Annotated in this window: 16 protein-coding genes and 1 rRNA gene (1 of these 17 cut by a window edge); 10 read left to right on the top strand and 7 right to left on the bottom strand. The window is 35.5% G+C overall.

Annotation, left to right across the window (positions count from 1 at the left end; genetic code table 11):
• The 7 genes from I6L50_RS05030 to dnaA all read right to left on the bottom strand — a co-directional run.
• Positions 1-7: ribosomal RNA gene (locus I6L50_RS05030) — 16S ribosomal RNA — on the bottom strand (it extends 1,545 nt beyond the left edge of the window).
• A 243-nt stretch (positions 8-250) separates the two neighbouring features.
• Positions 251-2,722, bottom strand: coding sequence for a DNA gyrase subunit A (gene gyrA, locus I6L50_RS05035; protein ID WP_002016488.1), 2,472 nt, complete (start codon positions 2,720-2,722; stop codon positions 251-253).
• Positions 2,723-2,810: 88 nt separating this feature from the next.
• Positions 2,811-4,733 (bottom strand): DNA topoisomerase (ATP-hydrolyzing) subunit B, encoded by a 1,923-nt coding sequence (gyrB, locus tag I6L50_RS05040; protein WP_002034986.1) that lies wholly within the window; start codon positions 4,731-4,733, stop codon positions 2,811-2,813.
• A 38-nt stretch (positions 4,734-4,771) separates the two neighbouring features.
• Positions 4,772-5,899, bottom strand: a complete 1,128-nt coding sequence (recF, locus tag I6L50_RS05045) for a DNA replication/repair protein RecF (RefSeq protein ID WP_002016486.1) — start codon at positions 5,897-5,899, stop codon at positions 4,772-4,774.
• Positions 5,900-5,911: 12 nt separating this feature from the next.
• Positions 5,912-6,124, bottom strand: coding sequence for a S4 domain-containing protein YaaA (gene yaaA, locus I6L50_RS05050; protein WP_002016484.1), 213 nt, complete (start codon positions 6,122-6,124; stop codon positions 5,912-5,914).
• A gap of 128 nt (positions 6,125-6,252) precedes the next feature.
• Positions 6,253-7,398, bottom strand: a complete 1,146-nt coding sequence (gene dnaN / locus I6L50_RS05055; RefSeq protein ID WP_002034988.1) for a DNA polymerase III subunit beta — start codon at positions 7,396-7,398, stop codon at positions 6,253-6,255.
• A 182-nt stretch (positions 7,399-7,580) separates the two neighbouring features.
• On the bottom strand, positions 7,581-8,921 hold the full coding sequence (gene dnaA / locus I6L50_RS05060; protein WP_002016481.1) for a chromosomal replication initiator protein DnaA: 1,341 nt from the start codon (positions 8,919-8,921) through the stop codon (positions 7,581-7,583).
• Between the two features lie 563 nt (positions 8,922-9,484).
• Between dnaA and rpmH the strand changes: the two genes are divergently transcribed.
• From rpmH to spo0J, 10 genes are all read left to right on the top strand, one after another.
• A complete protein-coding gene (gene rpmH / locus I6L50_RS05065; protein WP_002068706.1) occupies positions 9,485-9,619 on the top strand; it encodes a 50S ribosomal protein L34 in 135 nt (44 codons plus the stop codon).
• 76 nt (positions 9,620-9,695) lie between these two features.
• Complete coding sequence (gene rnpA / locus I6L50_RS05070; RefSeq protein ID WP_002089963.1) at positions 9,696-10,043, top strand: ribonuclease P protein component; 348 nt, start codon at positions 9,696-9,698, stop codon at positions 10,041-10,043.
• A 52-nt stretch (positions 10,044-10,095) separates the two neighbouring features.
• Entirely contained in the window at positions 10,096-10,863 is a 768-nt protein-coding gene (gene spoIIIJ / locus I6L50_RS05075; RefSeq protein WP_002016477.1) for a YidC family membrane integrase SpoIIIJ, read from the top strand.
• Entirely contained in the window at positions 10,860-11,477 is a 618-nt protein-coding gene (gene jag / locus I6L50_RS05080; protein WP_002166368.1) for an RNA-binding cell elongation regulator Jag/EloR, read from the top strand. The genes spoIIIJ and jag overlap by 4 nt, the downstream gene beginning before the upstream one ends.
• A 227-nt stretch (positions 11,478-11,704) precedes the next feature.
• Positions 11,705-13,081, top strand: coding sequence for a tRNA uridine-5-carboxymethylaminomethyl(34) synthesis GTPase MnmE (mnmE, locus tag I6L50_RS05085; protein ID WP_002130195.1), 1,377 nt, complete (start codon positions 11,705-11,707; stop codon positions 13,079-13,081).
• A gap of 58 nt (positions 13,082-13,139) precedes the next feature.
• Complete coding sequence (mnmG, locus tag I6L50_RS05090; protein ID WP_219300709.1) at positions 13,140-15,029, top strand: tRNA uridine-5-carboxymethylaminomethyl(34) synthesis enzyme MnmG; 1,890 nt, start codon at positions 13,140-13,142, stop codon at positions 15,027-15,029.
• Between the two features lie 22 nt (positions 15,030-15,051).
• The gene (gene rsmG / locus I6L50_RS05095; protein WP_002016472.1) at positions 15,052-15,771 is read left to right on the top strand and encodes a 16S rRNA (guanine(527)-N(7))-methyltransferase RsmG; all 720 of its coding nucleotides are present in this window, start codon (positions 15,052-15,054) and stop codon (positions 15,769-15,771) included.
• A 105-nt stretch (positions 15,772-15,876) separates the two neighbouring features.
• Positions 15,877-16,749, top strand: a complete 873-nt coding sequence (gene noc, locus I6L50_RS05100) for a nucleoid occlusion protein (RefSeq protein ID WP_002016471.1) — start codon at positions 15,877-15,879, stop codon at positions 16,747-16,749.
• 186 nt (positions 16,750-16,935) lie between these two features.
• Complete coding sequence (gene soj, locus I6L50_RS05105) at positions 16,936-17,697, top strand: sporulation initiation inhibitor protein Soj (protein ID WP_002016469.1); 762 nt, start codon at positions 16,936-16,938, stop codon at positions 17,695-17,697.
• Positions 17,690-18,541, top strand: a complete 852-nt coding sequence (gene spo0J / locus I6L50_RS05110) for a stage 0 sporulation protein Spo0J (protein WP_219300711.1) — start codon at positions 17,690-17,692, stop codon at positions 18,539-18,541. The genes soj and spo0J overlap by 8 nt, the downstream gene beginning before the upstream one ends.
• Positions 18,542-18,561 lie beyond the last annotated feature (20 nt).

Here is an 18,561-nt window from a genome sequence, read left to right on the forward strand (position 1 = left end):
CCAATAAAGTTAGTTTGTCTAGCATCTAAAAATAAAAATTGACGTTTCACGTTGTTTGTTTCGTTTAGTTTTCAAAGTTCAACATCGCGTTTCAGCGACTTTCATAATATATCATAGTATATTATTTTCGTCAACAAGTTTTTTTCGATAACTTGTATCTCTCATTTGCTGACTTTTCCTATTATATACACTTTCCTATTGCTATGCAAGTATTATTATAAAAAAATAAGAGGGGGAGAAATCCCCACTCTTACTCTTCAGAAGAATCCTCTTCATTAGATTCTTCTTCTTCATCTTTTTGCGCTTTTGCTACTGTCGCTACCTCTTGCTCATCTTCTAATCGAATTAGACGAACACCTTGTGTATTACGTCCCATTTGAGAGATTTGATCAACCGGCATACGAATAATAACGCCTGCTGCTGTAATTAACATAATGTCTTCTTCGCCTGTTACAGACTTAACCGCTACTAACTTACCGTTTTTATCTGTAATATTACAAGTCTTCAGACCTTTACCACCACGACTTTGCAGGCGGTATTCATCAATCGGTGTACGCTTTCCATAACCATTTTTCGTTACAATTAGAACATTTACATCCTCTTCGACAATTTCCATACCTACAACTTGATCTTCATCACCTAATGTAATTGCTTTTACACCAGCCGCATTACGTCCCATTGAACGCACATCTTGCTCATTGAAACGAATTAACATACCGTTACTTGTCCCAACGATAATATCCTTATCACCAGATGTTAAGCGTACAGAGATTAATTCATCCTCTTCACGAAGAGAAATTGCAATTAAACCATTTGTACGTATATTGGCAAATGATGAAAGTGGTGTTCTCTTAGAGATACCTTGTTTCGTTGTAAAGAATAAGAACTGGTCGTCACCAAATTCACGAATTGGAATAATAGCGTTGATCCACTCACCCTTATCTACCCCTAATAGATTAATAATCGGTATACCTTTTGCTGTACGACTATACTCTGGAATTTCATATCCTTTTGTACGGTATACTTTACCCTTGTTTGTGAAGAATAAAATATGATCATGAGTAGACGTTGTTAATAAATGTTCAACAAAGTCATCATCATTCGTACCCATTCCTTGTACACCACGTCCCCCACGGTTCTGTGTTTTGTACGTAGAAGCCGGTAACCTCTTAATATAACCATTATGAGTAAGTGTAATTGCGATATTTTGTTCTGGGATTAAATCTTCATCCTCTATAGCTTCCATACCGCCAATTGTAATTTCTGTTCTTCTCTTATCATTAAAACGCTCTTTTACTTCAGCTAATTCCTCGCGAATAATTTCAAGAACTTTTTCTTCGTCTGCTAAAATTGCTTTTAACTCTGCAATTATCTTCATTAAATCTTGATATTCTTGTTCGATTTTTTCGCGTTCTAATCCAGTTAAACGTTGCAAACGCATATCTAAAATCGCTTGCGCTTGTTTCTCACTTAAGCCGAAACGTTCCATTAAACCTTGTTTTGCAATATCAGCTGTTTTTGAACTACGGATTAAAGTAATAACTTCATCAAGATGATCTAAAGCAATTCGTAAACCTTCTAAAATATGAGCACGCGCTTCTGCTTTCTCTAATTCATAAGCAGTACGTCTACGAATCACTACCTTTTGATGCTCTAAATAATAATATAGATTTTGTTTTAAATTTAAGACTTGTGGCTCTCCATTTACAAGAGACAACATATTAATACCGAAGCTTGTTTGGAGTGCTGTATGTTTATATAGATTATTTAATAGTACATTGGCATTGGCATCACGACGTACTTCCATAACAATACGCATACCATTTCGATCTGATTCATCACGTAAATCTGTAATACCTTCAATTTTCTTATCACGAACTAGTTCTGCGATCTTTTCAATTAATCGCGCCTTATTAACTTGATAAGGTAGTTCTGTTACGATAATAGTTTGTTTACCATTTGCTTTCTCTTCAATTTCAACTTTAGCACGAAGTATAATAGAACCGCGACCTGTTTCGTAAGCTCTTCGAATTCCACTTCGCCCTAAGATTAAACCTGAAGTTGGGAAGTCTGGCCCAGGAATATATTCCATTAATTCCGCGATAGTGATATCAGGGTTATGACTTAATGCCAACACACCATCAATTACTTCTCCAAGTTGATGCGGTGGAATGTTTGTTGCCATACCAACCGCAATACCCGTCGTACCATTGACTAATAAGTTAGGGAAACGCGCTGGTAATACAACTGGCTCTCTTTCAGAACCATCGTAGTTATCTTGATAATCAATTGTATTCTTTGTAATATCGCGTATTAATTCCATAGAAATCTTAGACATTCTTGCTTCTGTATAACGCATTGCTGCCGCTGAATCTCCATCAACAGAACCGAAATTACCATGTCCATCAACAAGCATGTAACGTTGACTAAAATCTTGTGCCATACGTACCATTGTTTCATAAACAGCTGAATCACCGTGCGGGTGATACTTACCAATTACTTCGCCGACAATACGCGCCGACTTCTTATATGCTTTATCAGCTGTAATTCCTAAATCATTCATCGCATATAAAACCCTACGATGAACTGGCTTTAATCCATCACGAACATCTGGTAATGCACGAGACACGATAACACTCATTGCGTAATCTAAAAATGAGGTACGCATTTCATGACTAATATTAATTTCTCGAATTCGTGCTTGTTGTTGATTGTCTGACATCAACGAGCACCTCCTCTTACATTTCCGTTACACATACATTGATTTATATGTAGAAGACAGGAATACTTAGATTCCTGTCATTACTTACTTAAATATCAAGGTTTTTCACGTATTTTGCATTTTCTTGGATAAAGTTACGACGCGGCTCTACTTTATCACCCATCAAAATTTCAAATGTTTCATCCGCTTCAATTGCATCTTGAAGGGAAACTTGAAGTAATGAACGTACTTCTGGGTCCATTGTCGTCTCCCACAGCTGCGTTGGATTCATTTCCCCTAGACCTTTATAACGCTGAATCCCGGGCTTAGGTTGAGCTGGTAATTCAGCTAGTATTTTTTCAAGTTCTTTATTGTTATAAGCATATTGAATTTTTTTACCTTGTTGTACTTTAAACAACGGTGGCTGTGCGATATATATATATCCACACTCAATGATTTGACGCATATAACGATAGAAGAACGTTAATAATAGGGTACGAATATGTGCACCATCAACATCGGCATCTGTCATAATAATAACTTTATGATAGCGAGCTTTTTCAATAGCAAAATCCCCACCAATATTTGTACCGATTGCTGTAATAATTGTACGAACTTCATCATTTGATAAAATCTTATCTAAACGTGCCTTTTCAACGTTAATAATTTTACCCTTCAGTGGTAAAATCGCTTGAAAATGACGATCGCGTCCTTGTTTTGCAGATCCGCCCGCAGAGTCACCCTCCACGATATAAATTTCGCTAATTGCTGGATCTTTAGAAGAACAATCAGCTAGCTTCCCTGGTAAACTTGAAACTTCTAGAGCACTCTTTCGGCGCGTTAGTTCACGAGCCTTTTTAGCCGCTACACGTGCACGTGCTGCCATAGTCCCTTTATCTATAATTTTACGTGCAACATTGGGATTTTCTAGTAAGAACTTTTCAAACGCCTCTGAGAATACAGACTCTGTAATCGTTCTCGCTTCACTATTTCCAAGTTTCGTCTTTGTTTGTCCTTCAAATTGTGGATTTGGATGCTTAATTGACACGATTGCTGTTAAGCCTTCACGAACATCTTCACCAGTTAAATTACTATCCGCATCTTTTAAAATATTATTTTTACGACCATAATCGTTAATTACACGTGTTAGAGCAGTCTTAAAACCTACCTCATGTGTACCGCCTTCATACGTATGAATATTATTTGTAAATGAATAAATATGATTTGTGTAGCCTTCGTTATATTGAAGAGCAACCTCAACCTGAATCCCATCTTTTGAACCGTCAACATATACAGGTTCTTCATGAATCGGTTGTTTTGAACGATTTAAATGTTCAACATATGATTTAATTCCACCTTCATAATGGAATTCTTTCTTTTGCTTATGTTCACGCTTATCTTCAATTGTTAATTTAATATTACGATTTAAAAACGCCAACTCACGCATACGAGTCGCTAATGTATCAAATTCGTATTCTGTCGTCTCTGTAAAAATTTCTGAATCTGGCTTAAAGCGTGTGATCGTTCCTGTACGATCAGTTTCACCTATTACTTTTAAATCTGCAGCCGGGACCCCACGTTCATATTTTTGATAGTGTATTTTTCCATCTCGATGTACAAATACCTCTAATTCTGTTGATAAAGCATTTACAACAGATGCACCTACACCATGCAAACCACCAGAAACTTTATAACCACCACCGCCAAATTTACCACCGGCATGGAGTACCGTCATAATAACTTCTACAGCGGGACGTCCCATTTTTTCTTGTATACCAACAGGGATACCACGGCCATCATCTGTTACAACAATACTATTATCTTCTTCAATACTGACATTAATTTCATCACAATATCCTGCTAAAGCTTCATCAATACTGTTATCAACAATTTCCCATACGAGGTGATGAAGACCTTTTCCACTTGTAGAACCGATATACATACCAGGACGCTTTCGAACTGCCTCCAGTCCTTCTAACACCTGAATCTGACTTTCATCATATGCATTTTCCTGCATTTGCTTTTGTTCCATTGACACAAAGATCACCTACTTTTCCATTTAAACAGAAATTATTTTCTGTCTATTTCACAATCTACCGTGCCGTTCGTTACATGAATTGTTTTCGCTTCTTTCAATGTTTCGTGTTCAATTCCCTCGACACTCGTCGTTGTCACAAAGGTTTGTACTTTTCCTTGAATTGTATTTAGCAGATGCGATTGACGATAATCATCTAATTCTGATAACACATCATCTAGTAAAAGAATTGGATATTCCTTAACCTCTGAGTATATCAATTCAATTTCAGCCAATTTTAGGGATAGTGCGGTTGTTCGTTGTTGTCCTTGTGAACCAAAGACTTGAACATTTTTACTATTAACGAAGAATTGTAAATCATCACGATGAGGACCAAGTAAAGTTGTACCACGAAAAATTTCACGTTGTTTCACAGATTGAAAACTTTCATAGTATACTTCTTTTATTTTCGACAAATCCATTGATTCTGATACATCTACACTTGGTTTATAAACGATTTCTAACTCCTCTAATCCCCTGCTAATTCCGCGATGAATTGGAGCAGCCCATTCTTGTAGTAAATGCAAAAACTCAAAACGTTTTCGCAAAATTTTTGCACCATGCTCAATAAGTTGAAGTGTAAATACATCCAACATCGTTTCCTCGTTTTTACTATTCCCTTGCATCTTCTTAAGTAAATGATTTCGTTGCGTGAGTACCTTTTGATATTGACTTAATTCATACAAATAGACCGGAGCTATTTGTCCAAGTTCCATATCCAAAAAGCGTCTTCGTACTTGAGGGCTTCCTTTTACAAGATTTAAATCTTCTGGGGCAAACATAACAACATTCATTTCACCAATATACTGGCTCAATTTTTGTTGTTCTAACTGATTTAACTTTGCCTTTTTACCTTTTTTTGAAATATTTAATTCTAAGGATACTGAACTATTTCGCCTTTGTAATCTACCTTTTATATTACCATAATCCTCATCCCAACGAATGAGTTCACGATCGTTCGAAGTTCTATGAGATTTCGCCATCGCCAATACATAAATAGCTTCCATCAGATTCGTTTTCCCTTGCGCATTTTCACCAATAATTACATTGACTTTATCCTCAAAGGAAAGCTCTAAATGCTCATAATTGCGATAGTTTTTTAATTGTATTTCTGTAATAAACAAAGGGATCCCCCTTTATGCCTGAACTTGGAAAGTTCCGCTTCCCGGAATTTCAACAATATCATTTGCATATAACTTTCGGCCTCTTCTATTTTCAAGTTCTTGATTCACGTATACTTCATATTCTTGTAAGAACCATTTCACAGCGCCACCTGTATCAATTACATCAGCTAACTTTAAAAATTGTCCTAGTGTAATGTATTCTGTTGAAATCTTAATAAGTTTCATAAAATCGCTCACTTTCTGAAAGTGTTCATTCTTTCATTGTACTAAATAAACTAGCATTAGGAAAGTAATACCCCACAAATCAAATAAGGGTCACTAGTACCTTTACACTAGCAACCCTTAATCCTTACTTAGTAAGTACGGACTGGTAAAATTAATTGGATAATGGAATCATCATTTACTGTGCGAATTAAAAACGGTCTCATCGCTCCAGTAAAACTAACTTTAATTTCTGTACTATCTAAGGCCTTTAATGCGTCCATCATATATTTTGCACTAAAAGATATTTTTAATTCTTCTCCATCTACATTTTCACATTGAACCTCTTCTACTACTTTTCCGATTTCTGGTGCATTCGAAGAAATCTCTAACATCTGTTGTTCTAATGTCGATAATTTAACAACGTTGTTACGACCATCTCTTGCTAACAACGACGCACGATCAATCGCTTGTAAAAATTCTTTTGTATTTACAAATATATCAGTTTTACTTTCAGCTGGAATTAAACGCGTTGTATCTGGATAATTTCCTTCTAATAATCTTGAGAAGAATAATAAATGTTTTGTACGGAATAATACTTGATACTCCGTAATAACGATATCTACCATTTCTTCAGATTCATCTAGAATTTTACTTAATTCACTTAAGCTCTTACCAGGAATAACGACATTCGCTTGAAATTCATCGGCAATATTATACCCTTCGATTTTTGCTTTACGAAGTGCTAGTCTGTGACTATCTGTTGCAATACAAGTTAGCTCGCTGTTATATACCTTCCAGTTTACACCTGTCAAGATCGGTCTTGTTTCAGAACTTGAAACTGCAAATACTGTTTGACGAATCATGTGCTTTAGTAAATCTGTTGGAATCTTAAATACATGATGTTCTTCGATTTGTGGTAATAACGGATATTCAGCAGCATCTAAACCATTTAAGTTGAACTCTGATTTTCCAGATTTTATTTTTGTCATAAAATGATTTTCCACAGAAATTTCGACAGTTTCTTTAGGTAATTTTTTTACGATCTCACTAAAATATTTTGCTTGTAAAATAATACTTCCTGATTGTTCAATTTCCACAATTTCTTTTCCAGCATCTTCGACTGGGATAAATGATTCGATAGAGATGTCTGCATCACTACCTGTTAAAGTAACTCCTTCTTCAGTTGCTACAACTTTAATCCCTGTAAGAATTGGAATTGTTGTACGAGAAGAAACTGCCTTCATTACATCTTGTACACTTCTTACAAGATAGTCTTTTTGTATTGTAAAACGCATAACGAAAAACCTCCGGTAAGTATAAGATTTTATTTATTTAATAAAGATAAAAAAGTAGTAGTAATAGTAATAGGGCTTGTGGATATGTGGATAACCCTGTTTAAAGATGTAAAAACAGTCTATCTACATGTGGATAGACTGTGCGTAAAATAAGCTAAGTTATTCACACTATTCAGCTACTACTATTTTAAAATATCCTTAACTTCTTCAACGTGTTTTTGTAATTGAGTATCCGTTTTTAATAGCTTCGAAATTTTTTCGTGAGCATGGATTACTGTTGTATGATCGCGGCCACCAAATTCTTCACCTATTTTTGGCAAAGATGAGTCCGTAAGTTCACGTGATAAATACATCGCAATTTGGCGAGGGAATGCAACGGATTTTGTCCGTTTTTTTGCTTTGAAATCTTCTAATTTTACTTGATAGACGCCCCCAACAGCTTTTTGAATATCAGAAATAGAAATAATTCTAGGTATAGAGTTTGGAATAATATTTTTAAGCGCTTCAGCCGCTAAATCAGCATTCATATCTTTATTAATTAAAGATGAATAAGCTACAACTCGAATAAGTGCACCCTCTAGTTCACGAATATTTGAATCGATTTGATTTGCGATATAAAGCATAACTTCATTTGGTATATCAAGACCTTCTGCTTTTGCTTTTTTACGTAAAATTGCGATTCTAGTTTCTAAATCTGGTGGCGTAATGTCCGTAATTAACCCCCATTCAAAGCGAGAACGAAGGCGATCTTCTAAAGTTGGGATTTCTTTTGGTGGTCTATCGCTTGAAATCACAATTTGTTTACTTTCTTCATGTAACGCATTAAATGTATGGAAAAACTCTTCCTGTGTTTGTTCTTTTCCCGCAAGAAATTGAATATCATCTATCAATAAGACATCTACATTACGATATTTATTACGAAAATCGACAGCTTTATTATCACGAATTGAATTAATAAATTCATTTGTAAATTTTTCAGATGATAAATATACAACTTTTGCATTTGGGTTGTGTTCAATTACATAATGCCCAATTGCGTGCATTAAATGTGTTTTTCCAAGTCCAACGCCCCCGTAAATAAAGAGCGGATTATAGGCTTTAGCTGGTGCTTCAGCTACAGCTAAAGAAGCAGCATGTGCAAAACGATTACCAGAGCCAATAACAAATGTATCAAATGTATATTTTGGGTTTAACATACTCTGTGGTAAGTGATTAGACTCATCATGTGCGTGTTTTTGCTTAACAGAAGGGAGATCTATATCCTCTTCTGCCTGACTTTGGGGAATGATAAAACGAATAGCTAGTTTTGCCCCTGTTAAATCATAAAGTGTTTCGGAGATTAGTTCCGAATAGTGAGATTCTAGCCAGTCACGAGCGAATTCATTTGGAGCTGTAATAGTTAATACATCTTTTTTTAAGTTATGAGCAGTCGTTGATTTTAACCATGTTTCATAACTTGGCTTGCTTACCTTTTTTTCTAATTCTTTTAAGGCACTATTCCATAAATCAGAGATATTTTCCAAAGGTGTCCCTCCTTTACAAAGATGGTAAAAGAATAAGGTTGCGCAACAATTGTACAACCTGTAAATATTTCTAATGCATATTTATACGAAACGTATTTTAAAATATAAAAACGTCGTTAGTATCCGAGATAGAGTTTTCGACAAAATAACAAATGTGGACAACTATTTACCCACATGTGATTTAAACTATCCACATGTTATACACAAATTGTGGATAAAATAAAGATGTGGAAAACTTATTCAAAGTGAAAACACAACTATAATATCAAAAAAAAGCAGCTATAGCAATGAATTTAAGAAAGTTATCCACAAAATCAATACCTTGTGGAATAAACTTGTCCACAACACGATATACTGTGTAAAAACAAAAAAAGGGTTTGTGGATATAAAAAAGAGAAAAAATATTTATCCACAAGGAAATATAGGGACTGTGAAAAAGTATGTGAATAGGTTGAAAATGAATATTTGATGAAAATTTCGAGAACCATTGACATTTTCCTATTTGATTTACTATAATTTATTAGACTGTCTTTAACAGATATTCCTCAGGGAGGTGTCATATAATGAAAAGAACTTACCAACCAAATAAACGTAAGCGCAGCAAAGTACATGGTTTCCGCAGCCGTATGAGCACAGCAAACGGACGTAGAGTGCTTGCAGCTCGTCGTCGTAAAGGAAGAAAAGTATTATCTGCGTAGACCACTGAACGTTCAGTGGTCTTTTTTTCTAATAATAATGAGTTTCCGCTGATGAAATACAGGAGTGTCAAATGATATGAAGAAAAAAAATCGTATAAAAAAGAATGATGAATTCCAGGCTGTTTTCCAAAAAGGACAATCAAATGCCAATCGCCAGTTTGTTGTATACAAATTAGATAAAGAAAAACAGCCGCATTTTCGCATTGGTCTTTCTGTTAGTAAGAAAATAGGAAATGCAGTAGTGCGTAATCGAATTAAGCGTATGATTCGCCAATCGATTATAGAATTAAAAGATGAGATAGATTCTGGAAAAGATTTTGTTATAATAGCAAGGAAGCCTTGTGCAGAGATGACATATGAAGAGTTAAAGAAAAGCTTAATTCATGTCTTTAAACGCTCTGGTATGAAAAGAATAAAAAAGTAGCGTAAGGAAATGAATTACACTATATACATACCGAAACAAGGAGGAGCAGGCTTTGAAAAAGAAAATAGGTTTATTAGCCATGGTTATTATGTTAATGGCAATCGCTACCGGTTGTAGTGAAACAAATCAGCCGATTACACCGAAAAGCACTGGGATTTGGAATGAATATTTCGTATACCCGCTTTCTCAGTTAATCACGTATTTTGCAGAATTATTTGGTAGTAATTACGGTTTAGCAATCGTTGTTACAACTCTTATCATTCGTTTTGCATTATTACCATTAATGATTAAACAAACGAAGAGTACGAAAGCAATGCAGGCGTTACAACCAGAAATGGTGAAATTAAAAGAGAAATATAGTTCTAAAGATCAAGCAACACAGCAAAAACTACAACAAGAAATGATGCAGTTATATCAAAAGAATGGTGTAAACCCATTAGCAGGATGTTTACCAATATTTGTTCAGATGCCTATTTTATTCGCGTTTTATCATGCGATTATGAGAACAACAGCAATTAGTGAACATACATTTTTATGGTTCGATTTAGGACAGGCGGATCCGTTCTATATCCTTCCAATTGTTGCAGCTATTACGACGTTTATTCAGCAAAAGCTTGCAATGGCAGGAACGGCTGGACAAAATCCGCAAATGGCAATGATGATTTGGCTTATGCCAATTATGATTTTAGTCTTTGCAATTAACTTCCCAGCAGCACTATCATTGTACTGGGTAGTTGGTAATATCTTTGGTATCGCTCAAATGTATATGATCAAAGGGCCTGATATTAAGGCTAGTAAGGCAGGAGGATCAAGCAAGTGAGTATGATTACTGCTAAAGGACAAACAGTCGAGCTGGCAGTACAAGATGCTTTAAGACAATTAAATGCTTCGAAAGATCGAGTAGATATAAATATTATCGATGAGGGTAAGAGGGGGTTCCTAGGTTTATTTGGGAATCGCCCCGCTGTTGTAGAAGTTGTATTGAAAAAAGATCCAATCCAAGAATGTGAAGAATATTTAAAAAATGTTATTCAAAATATGGGTGTGGAAGTTGAGATTAGAAAAATTGTAAAAGGACGCGAAGTTGAATTTACAATTTCTGGTGAAAATATTGGTGTTTTAATTGGTAAAAGAGGGAATACATTGAATTCTTTACAGTATTTAACAAAACTTGTTGCGAACCGTAATACAAAGCAATATATTGGTATTACACTGGATGCTGAAAACTATCGTAGTAAAAGAAAAAATACGTTAGAATCTCTTTCCTATCGATTAGCAAAACAAGTAGTGAGTACGAAAAAAAGAGTTGTTCTAGAACCAATGCCTTCTTTCGAACGAAAAATTATTCACCAAGCATTATCTAATCATCAAAATATCATTACAACTTCTGAAGGAAAAGAACCACATCGGTATGTTGTAATATCTTCCAAGTGACCGGTTACTCAATTGAGTGCCGGTTTTTTTGAGGAGAAAATAAATGTGGATAACTAAAAAACACTAAACTTATCCACTGTGAATAAGTTTAGTGTTTTTTACATAAGGACATAATAAAATGAGTTATTATTCTTTTGTAGATAGGTTCGTTATGGTATCCTAATAATTTAGTGACGGAAAAAATTCATGTTGAAATAGAGATAAATAAGCAAGTGAGGTGAAAGGACATGGAATTTGATACAATTGCCGCAATTTCCACAGCACTTGGGGAAGGTGCAATTGCCATTGTTCGAGTAAGTGGGGATGATGCGATTGAGAAAGTCGATCGTATTTTTAAAGGGAAGGATTTAACACAGGTTTCTTCTCATACAATTCATTATGGTCATATTGTCGATTTAGATACAAATCAAGTTATTGAAGAAGTTATGGTGTCCATTATGCGTGCACCAAGGACTTTTACGCGTGAAAATATAGTAGAAATTAACTGTCATGGTGGACTTGTTTCGGTAAATAAAGTATTACAGCTTATTTTAGCGCAAGGAGTACGACTGGCAGAGCCTGGTGAATTTACAAAACGTGCTTTTTTAAATGGACGTATTGATTTGTCACAAGCAGAAGCTGTTATGGACTTAATCCGTGCGAAAACAGATCGTGCTATGAATGTAGCGATTAACCAAATGGAAGGACGATTATCTAAATTAATCGGCCACCTGCGTCAAGAAATATTAGAAACATTAGCTCATATTGAAGTGAATATAGATTACCCAGAATATGATGATGTAGAAGAGATGACGCATAATATTTTAATTGAGAAAGCTACACATGTCCGTGCTGAAATTGCAAAGATATTAGAAACATCGAAGCAAGGAAAGATTTTACGTGAAGGCATTTCTACCGCGATTATCGGTAGACCTAACGTTGGGAAATCATCGCTATTAAATAGTCTTGTTCAAGAGAAAAAGGCAATTGTAACTGATATTGCAGGAACAACTCGTGATGTTATTGAAGAGTACGTTAATGTGCGTGGTGTACCACTTAAACTTATAGATACAGCCGGAATTCGTGAAACGGAAGATATTGTTGAACGAATTGGTGTAGAGCGTTCGAAGGAAATGATGAGCCAAGCAGACTTAGTGTTAATTGTAGTGAACTATAGCGAGGCTTTAACAAATGAAGATGAGGATCTATTCCGTGCCGTACAAGGAAAAGATTTCATTGTCATTGTAAATAAGACAGATTTACCGCAAGGAATTGATATGGAACGTGTTACAGATTTAGCGGTAGGCAATCGTGTTATTACAACATCTTTAATTGAGGAGCAAGGAATAGATGAGCTTGAAAAGGCAATAGCTGATTTATTCTTTGAAGGAACAATTGATTCTGCGGATATGACATACGTGTCTAATGCGAGACATATCGGATTATTAACACAAGCAGGAAGAACAATTAACGATGCAATTGAAGCGATAGAAAATGGTGTTCCGATTGATATGGTTCAAATTGATTTAACAAGAGCTTGGGAAATACTTGGTGAAATTACTGGTGATACTGTCCATGAAAGTTTAATTGACCAATTGTTCTCTCAATTTTGTTTAGGAAAATAAAGTAAAACTTTAATCAGAGATGATTTAGTAAGATAGAGGTTATTAGGAGGAATAAACAATGGGATACAATGCCGGTTCATATGATGTCATAGTAATCGGTGCAGGTCATGCAGGATGTGAAGCTGGTCTTGCGGCAGCACGAATGGGCTCAAAAACATTAATGTTAACAATTAACCTAGATATGGTAGCGTTCATGCCATGTAACCCTTCTGTTGGTGGACCAGCAAAAGGGATTGTTGTTCGTGAAATTGATGCATTAGGCGGAGAAATGGGACGCAATATTGATAAAACACATATTCAAATGCGTATGTTAAATACGGGTAAAGGACCAGCTGTACGCGCGCTTCGTGCACAAGCTGATAAATTCTCTTACCAGCATGAATTAAAGAAAACAATTGAAGAAACACAAAACTTAACGTTGTTTCAAGGTCTGGTAGAGCGTTTAATAATTGAAGATGGTGTATGTAAAGGGGTAATTACGCAAGCTGGTGCTGAATATACAGCGAAAACAGTTGTAATTACAACGGGAACATTTTTACGCGGTGAGATTATTATGGGAGATTTAAAATATTCAAGTGGTCCGAATAATCAGCAACCATCTATTACATTATCTGAACACTTAGAGGAACTTGGTTTTGATCTTGTTAGATTTAAAACAGGTACACCTCCGCGTGTAAACAGTAATACGATTGATTATAGTAAAACAGAAATTCAACCAGGTGATGATAAGCCACGTGCTTTCTCTTTTGAAACGACAAAATTTATTATGGATCAAATTCCATGTTGGTTAACGTATACAAGTACAGAAACCCATCGTTTAATAGATGAAAACTTACATCGCTCAGCTATGTATTCTGGTATGATTAAAGGAACAGGGCCTAGATATTGCCCTTCAATTGAAGACAAGGTAGTAAGATTTAATGATAAACCACGTCATCAAATTTTCTTAGAGCCAGAAGGACGTAATACACAAGAAGTATATGTACAAGGCTTATCGACGAGCTTACCAGAAGATGTACAGCGTGCAATGCTTAGAACAATTCCTGGCCTGGAAAATGTTGAAATGATGCGTACGGGTTATGCAATTGAATATGATGCGATCGTACCAACTCAACTATGGCCAACACTTGAAACGAAAAAAATTAAAAATTTATATACAGCAGGACAAATTAACGGGACTTCTGGTTACGAAGAAGCAGCAGGACAAGGGCTTATGGCTGGGATTAATGCAGCGTGTCGTTCTTTAGGTAAAAAAGAAGTTATTTTAGGTCGTGCTGATGCTTATATTGGTGTCTTAATTGATGACCTTGTAACGAAAGGTACAAATGAACCATATCGTTTATTAACGTCTCGTGCAGAATATCGCCTATTATTACGCCATGATAATGCTGACCTTCGTTTAACTGAAGTTGGTCGTGAAATTGGCTTAATTAAAGAAGATCGCTATGAGCGATTTACAAATAAAAAGTTACAAATTGAACAGGAGAAGGAACGGTTAGAGAGTATTTTTATTAAACCGCGCCCTGAAGTTCAAGAATTAATTCGTAGTATTGGCGGAAGTGAATTGAAAGATGGAATACGTGCAAGTGACTTATTACGTCGTCCAGAGGTGACATATGAGCATATTCATCTTTTAGTACCAAGTGAAGTAGCATTAAGCGATGAAATTACGGAACAAGTTGAAATTCAGACCAAGTACGAAGGATACATTGAAAAATCTTTACAGCAAGTAGACCGTATGAAGAAAATGGAAAACAAAAAAATTCCTGTGGATATTGATTATGATGCGATTTCTAGCCTTGCCTCAGAAGCGAGACAGAAATTGAAAGATGTTCGTCCGCTTTCAATGGGGCAAGCTTCACGTATTTCTGGCGTAAATCCAGCTGATGTTTCCATTTTGCTTATTTACATTGAACAAGGAAAAATTGCACGAGTATCGAACCAATAACATAGTAAGGAGATATTGCTAGATGAACATAGAACAATTTCAATCTATGCTAGAAGAGAAGGGTATTTCCCTCTCTTCTAGACAGTTAGAGCAGTTCGGAATCTATTTTGAAACATTAGTAGAGTGGAATGAAAAAATGAACTTAACGGCTATTACGGAGAAAGAAGAAGTATACTTAAAACACTTTTTTGATTCTGTTACAGCGGCTTTTTATTATGATTTTTCGAAACCATTTTCTATTTGTGATGTTGGAGCAGGAGCTGGATTCCCAAGTATCCCTTTAAAAATCTGTTTCCCGCACTTAAAAGTAACAATTGTAGATTCATTACAAAAACGTATTAATTTCTTAAATCACTTAGCGCAAAAGTTAGAATTAAGTGATGTTGCATTTTGTCATGATCGTGCTGAAACATTTGGAAAAAAAGAAGGTGTACGTGAAGCATACGATATTGTAATGGCACGTGCAGTTGCACGTCTTTCTGTATTAAGTGAGCTATGTTTACCACTTGTAAAAGTAGGGGGAACATTCATTGCAATGAAAGGTGCAGCGGCGAACGAAGAAATCGAAAATGGCAAATATGCTTTAGAGGTACTTGGCGGAGAATTGAAAGAAATGTCTACGTTCCAATTACCGTTTGAAGAAAGCGAGCGTAATATTTTATTAATCGAGAAAAAGCGCAAGACACCAAAGAAATATCCACGCAAACCGGGAACGCCCAATAAATTACCTATTGAAAAATAAATCTTATTAGACGTAAGATTAAATTATATAAATGAAAACGTAAATGTTTCATAGGAAACATTTTATGTAGAACAGTCAATAGGCCTAAAAGGTGGTGGAATATGTATGAAAAATACGTTTTCTCGTTTATTTGGCTTTGGAGATAAAGAGAGCGAATTCGAATTACAAGACGAAAGCCATGAAGAAATAGCTAAAAAGGTATATGAAGAAATACAGGAAATTCCGATAGTAAACATTACCCCTAACCGTTATCAACCACGAACAGTTTTTGACGATGCACGTATTGAGGAGCTAGCATTAACGATTCGTACACATGGGCTTATCCAGCCGATTGTTGTGAGACAGTATGAGGATGATAAGTACGAGATTATTGCCGGGGAAAGGCGTTTCCGCGCAGCAACAAAGTTAGGGTGGGAAAAAGTTCCTGCAATAATAAAAAATTTAAATGATACTGAGACAGCTTCTGTAGCGTTAATTGAAAATTTGCAGCGTGAGGAATTAACAGCAATTGAGGAAGCTGTGGCATATCAAAAGCTGATTGAGTTACATAATTTAACACAAGAAGCATTGGCACAACGACTTGGAAAAGGACAATCGACAGTCGCAAATAAATTGCGATTATTAAAATTGCCTGAAGAAATCAAAAGTGCATTATTAGAAAAAAGTATTACAGAACGGCATGCTCGCGCCCTTATTCCTTTGAAAAATGAGGAATTACAACTGAAGGTTTTACAAGAGATTGTGGAGAAGCAATTGAATGTAAAGCAAACAGAAGAACGAATTGCAAAGTTACTAGAAGAAGTAAAACCAAAGCGCAAAGCGAAGCAAAAAGCAGTAAGTCGAGATGCGAGAATTGCTATGAACACAATTAGACAATCATTACAAATGGTTGCTAATAGTGGTTTGAATGTTAATTCTGCGGAAGAAGAGTTTGATGAATACTATCAAATTACGATTAAAATTCCGAAGAAAAAATAATTACGTGCTAGAGACCTTATCCTATTGGAGAGGTCTCTTTTACTATATTTTCTTGTTAAAGCAAGAAGGAGTTTAGAAATAAATTTTGAAGTTTAATAAGGACGTAAAAGAAAAACTTTTATTTCATGTTACAATAAACGTAATTGTTTCTAGAATAAGAAAGAAAGGTTGAAAGTAGGTGACATCATGGGAAAAATCATTGCTATTGCTAATCAAAAAGGCGGTGTTGGAAAAACAACAACATCCGTTAATTTAGGGGCTGGATTGGCACAAGTAGGAAAAAAAGTCCTTCTCGTAGATATTGATGCTCAAGGAAATGCAACGACTGGTGTAGGGATTGAAAAGTCTGAATTAGATCAATGTATTTATAATGTTCTTGTAGAAGATGCAGATGTTCAAGGTGCCATACGGAAAACCGCAACTGAAAACTTAGATGTTCTACCCGCTACAATTCAATTGGCTGGTGCTGAAATTGAATTGGTACCAACCATTTCCCGGGAAGTACGCTTGCAAAGAGCGTTACAGCCGATTCGTGATGAATATGAGTATATTATTATTGACTGTCCCCCATCCTTAGGGTTATTAACGATTAATGCATTAACAGCAGCAGATTCTGTTATTATTCCTGTACAGTGTGAATATTACGCGCTGGAAGGGTTAAGTCAGCTATTAAATACAGTTCGACTTGTGCAAAAGCATTTAAATAAAAATTTAGCAATTCAAGGTGTATTGTTAACGATGTTGGATGCTCGTACAAATTTAGGAATTCAAGTTATAGATGAAGTGAAAAAATACTTTAGAGATAAAGTATATCGTTCGATTATTCCTCGTAATGTTCGTTTAAGTGAGGCACCAAGTCATGGAAAACCAATTATGCAGTATGACGCTAAATCAAGAGGAGCAGAAGTATATTTAGATTTAGCAGAGGAAGTGATTGCAGGTGGCTAAGGGATTAGGAAGAGGAATCAACGTGTTTTTTCCAGATTTAGATGTGAAAGAAGAAGAAACGATTCAGGAGATTATAGTAACTGAATTAAGGCCGAATCCATATCAACCACGTAAACATTTCAATAAAGAAGCGATTCAGGAATTAGCGGCTTCTATTAAAGAGCACGGTATATTGCAACCGTTAATTGCTCGAAAGAGTATTAAAGGATATGAAATAGTTGCAGGTGAAAGAAGATATCGTGCTGCTAAAGAGGCCGGACTTGAGAAAGTGCCTGCTGTCGTAAGGCAATTAAATGAGCAGCAAATGATGGAATTTGCTTTGCTTGAAAACTTACAACGAGAAGATTTAAATCCTATGGAAGAGGCAATGGCATATCAGATGTTAATGAACGAGCTAAATGTAACACAAGAACAATTAGCAAAACGTCTTGGTAAAAGCAGGCCTTATATCGCAAATTATACTCGTTTGTTAAGCCTCCCTTCATTCGTTCAAGATATGATTGCAAACGGTCAACTTTCAATGGCTCATGGAAGAACCTTACTTACAATAAAAGATGAAGAACAGTTGAAATCTTTATTGAAGCGAATTGAAAAAGAAGGACTGAATGTTCGCCAATTGGAACAAATTGTCCAGGAAGTTAATCAACGTGTTTCACGTGAAACACAACAAGTGAAAAAAGAAAGAAATATATTTTTTGTAGAGCGTGAAACGTTTTTAAGAGAAAAGTTTGGTACGGATGTAAAAATTAAAGAAACGAAAAAAGAAAAAGGTAAAATCGAAATTGAATTTTTTAATAAAGAAGATTTAAATCGAATTTTAGAATTATTATCAAAGGGAAATTAAAAAGCAAACCATCTTATTGT

It is taken from the genome of Bacillus sp. FDAARGOS_1420, from assembly GCF_019344915.1.
In the GTDB taxonomy this organism is placed as follows: Bacteria; Bacillota; Bacilli; order Bacillales; family Bacillaceae_G; genus Bacillus_A; species Bacillus_A mycoides.

Coding starts and splice junctions, on each gene's coding strand:
- noc (WP_002016471.1), top strand. CDS start 15,877: ATGAAAAATACGTTTTCTCGTTTATTTGGCTTTGGAGATAAAGAGAGC.
- rpmH (WP_002068706.1), top strand. CDS start 9,485: ATGAAAAGAACTTACCAACCAAATAAACGTAAGCGCAGCAAAGTACAT.
- soj (WP_002016469.1), top strand. CDS start 16,936: ATGGGAAAAATCATTGCTATTGCTAATCAAAAAGGCGGTGTTGGAAAA.
- dnaN (WP_002034988.1), bottom strand. CDS start 7,398: ATGCGTTTTACAATACAAAAAGACTATCTTGTAAGAAGTGTACAAGAT.
- gyrB (WP_002034986.1), bottom strand. CDS start 4,733: ATGGAACAAAAGCAAATGCAGGAAAATGCATATGATGAAAGTCAGATT.
- gyrA (WP_002016488.1), bottom strand. CDS start 2,722: ATGTCAGACAATCAACAACAAGCACGAATTCGAGAAATTAATATTAGT.
- mnmE (WP_002130195.1), top strand. CDS start 11,705: ATGGAATTTGATACAATTGCCGCAATTTCCACAGCACTTGGGGAAGGT.
- mnmG (WP_219300709.1), top strand. CDS start 13,140: ATGGGATACAATGCCGGTTCATATGATGTCATAGTAATCGGTGCAGGT.
- yaaA (WP_002016484.1), bottom strand. CDS start 6,124: ATGAAACTTATTAAGATTTCAACAGAATACATTACACTAGGACAATTT.
- rnpA (WP_002089963.1), top strand. CDS start 9,696: ATGAAGAAAAAAAATCGTATAAAAAAGAATGATGAATTCCAGGCTGTT.
- rsmG (WP_002016472.1), top strand. CDS start 15,052: ATGAACATAGAACAATTTCAATCTATGCTAGAAGAGAAGGGTATTTCC.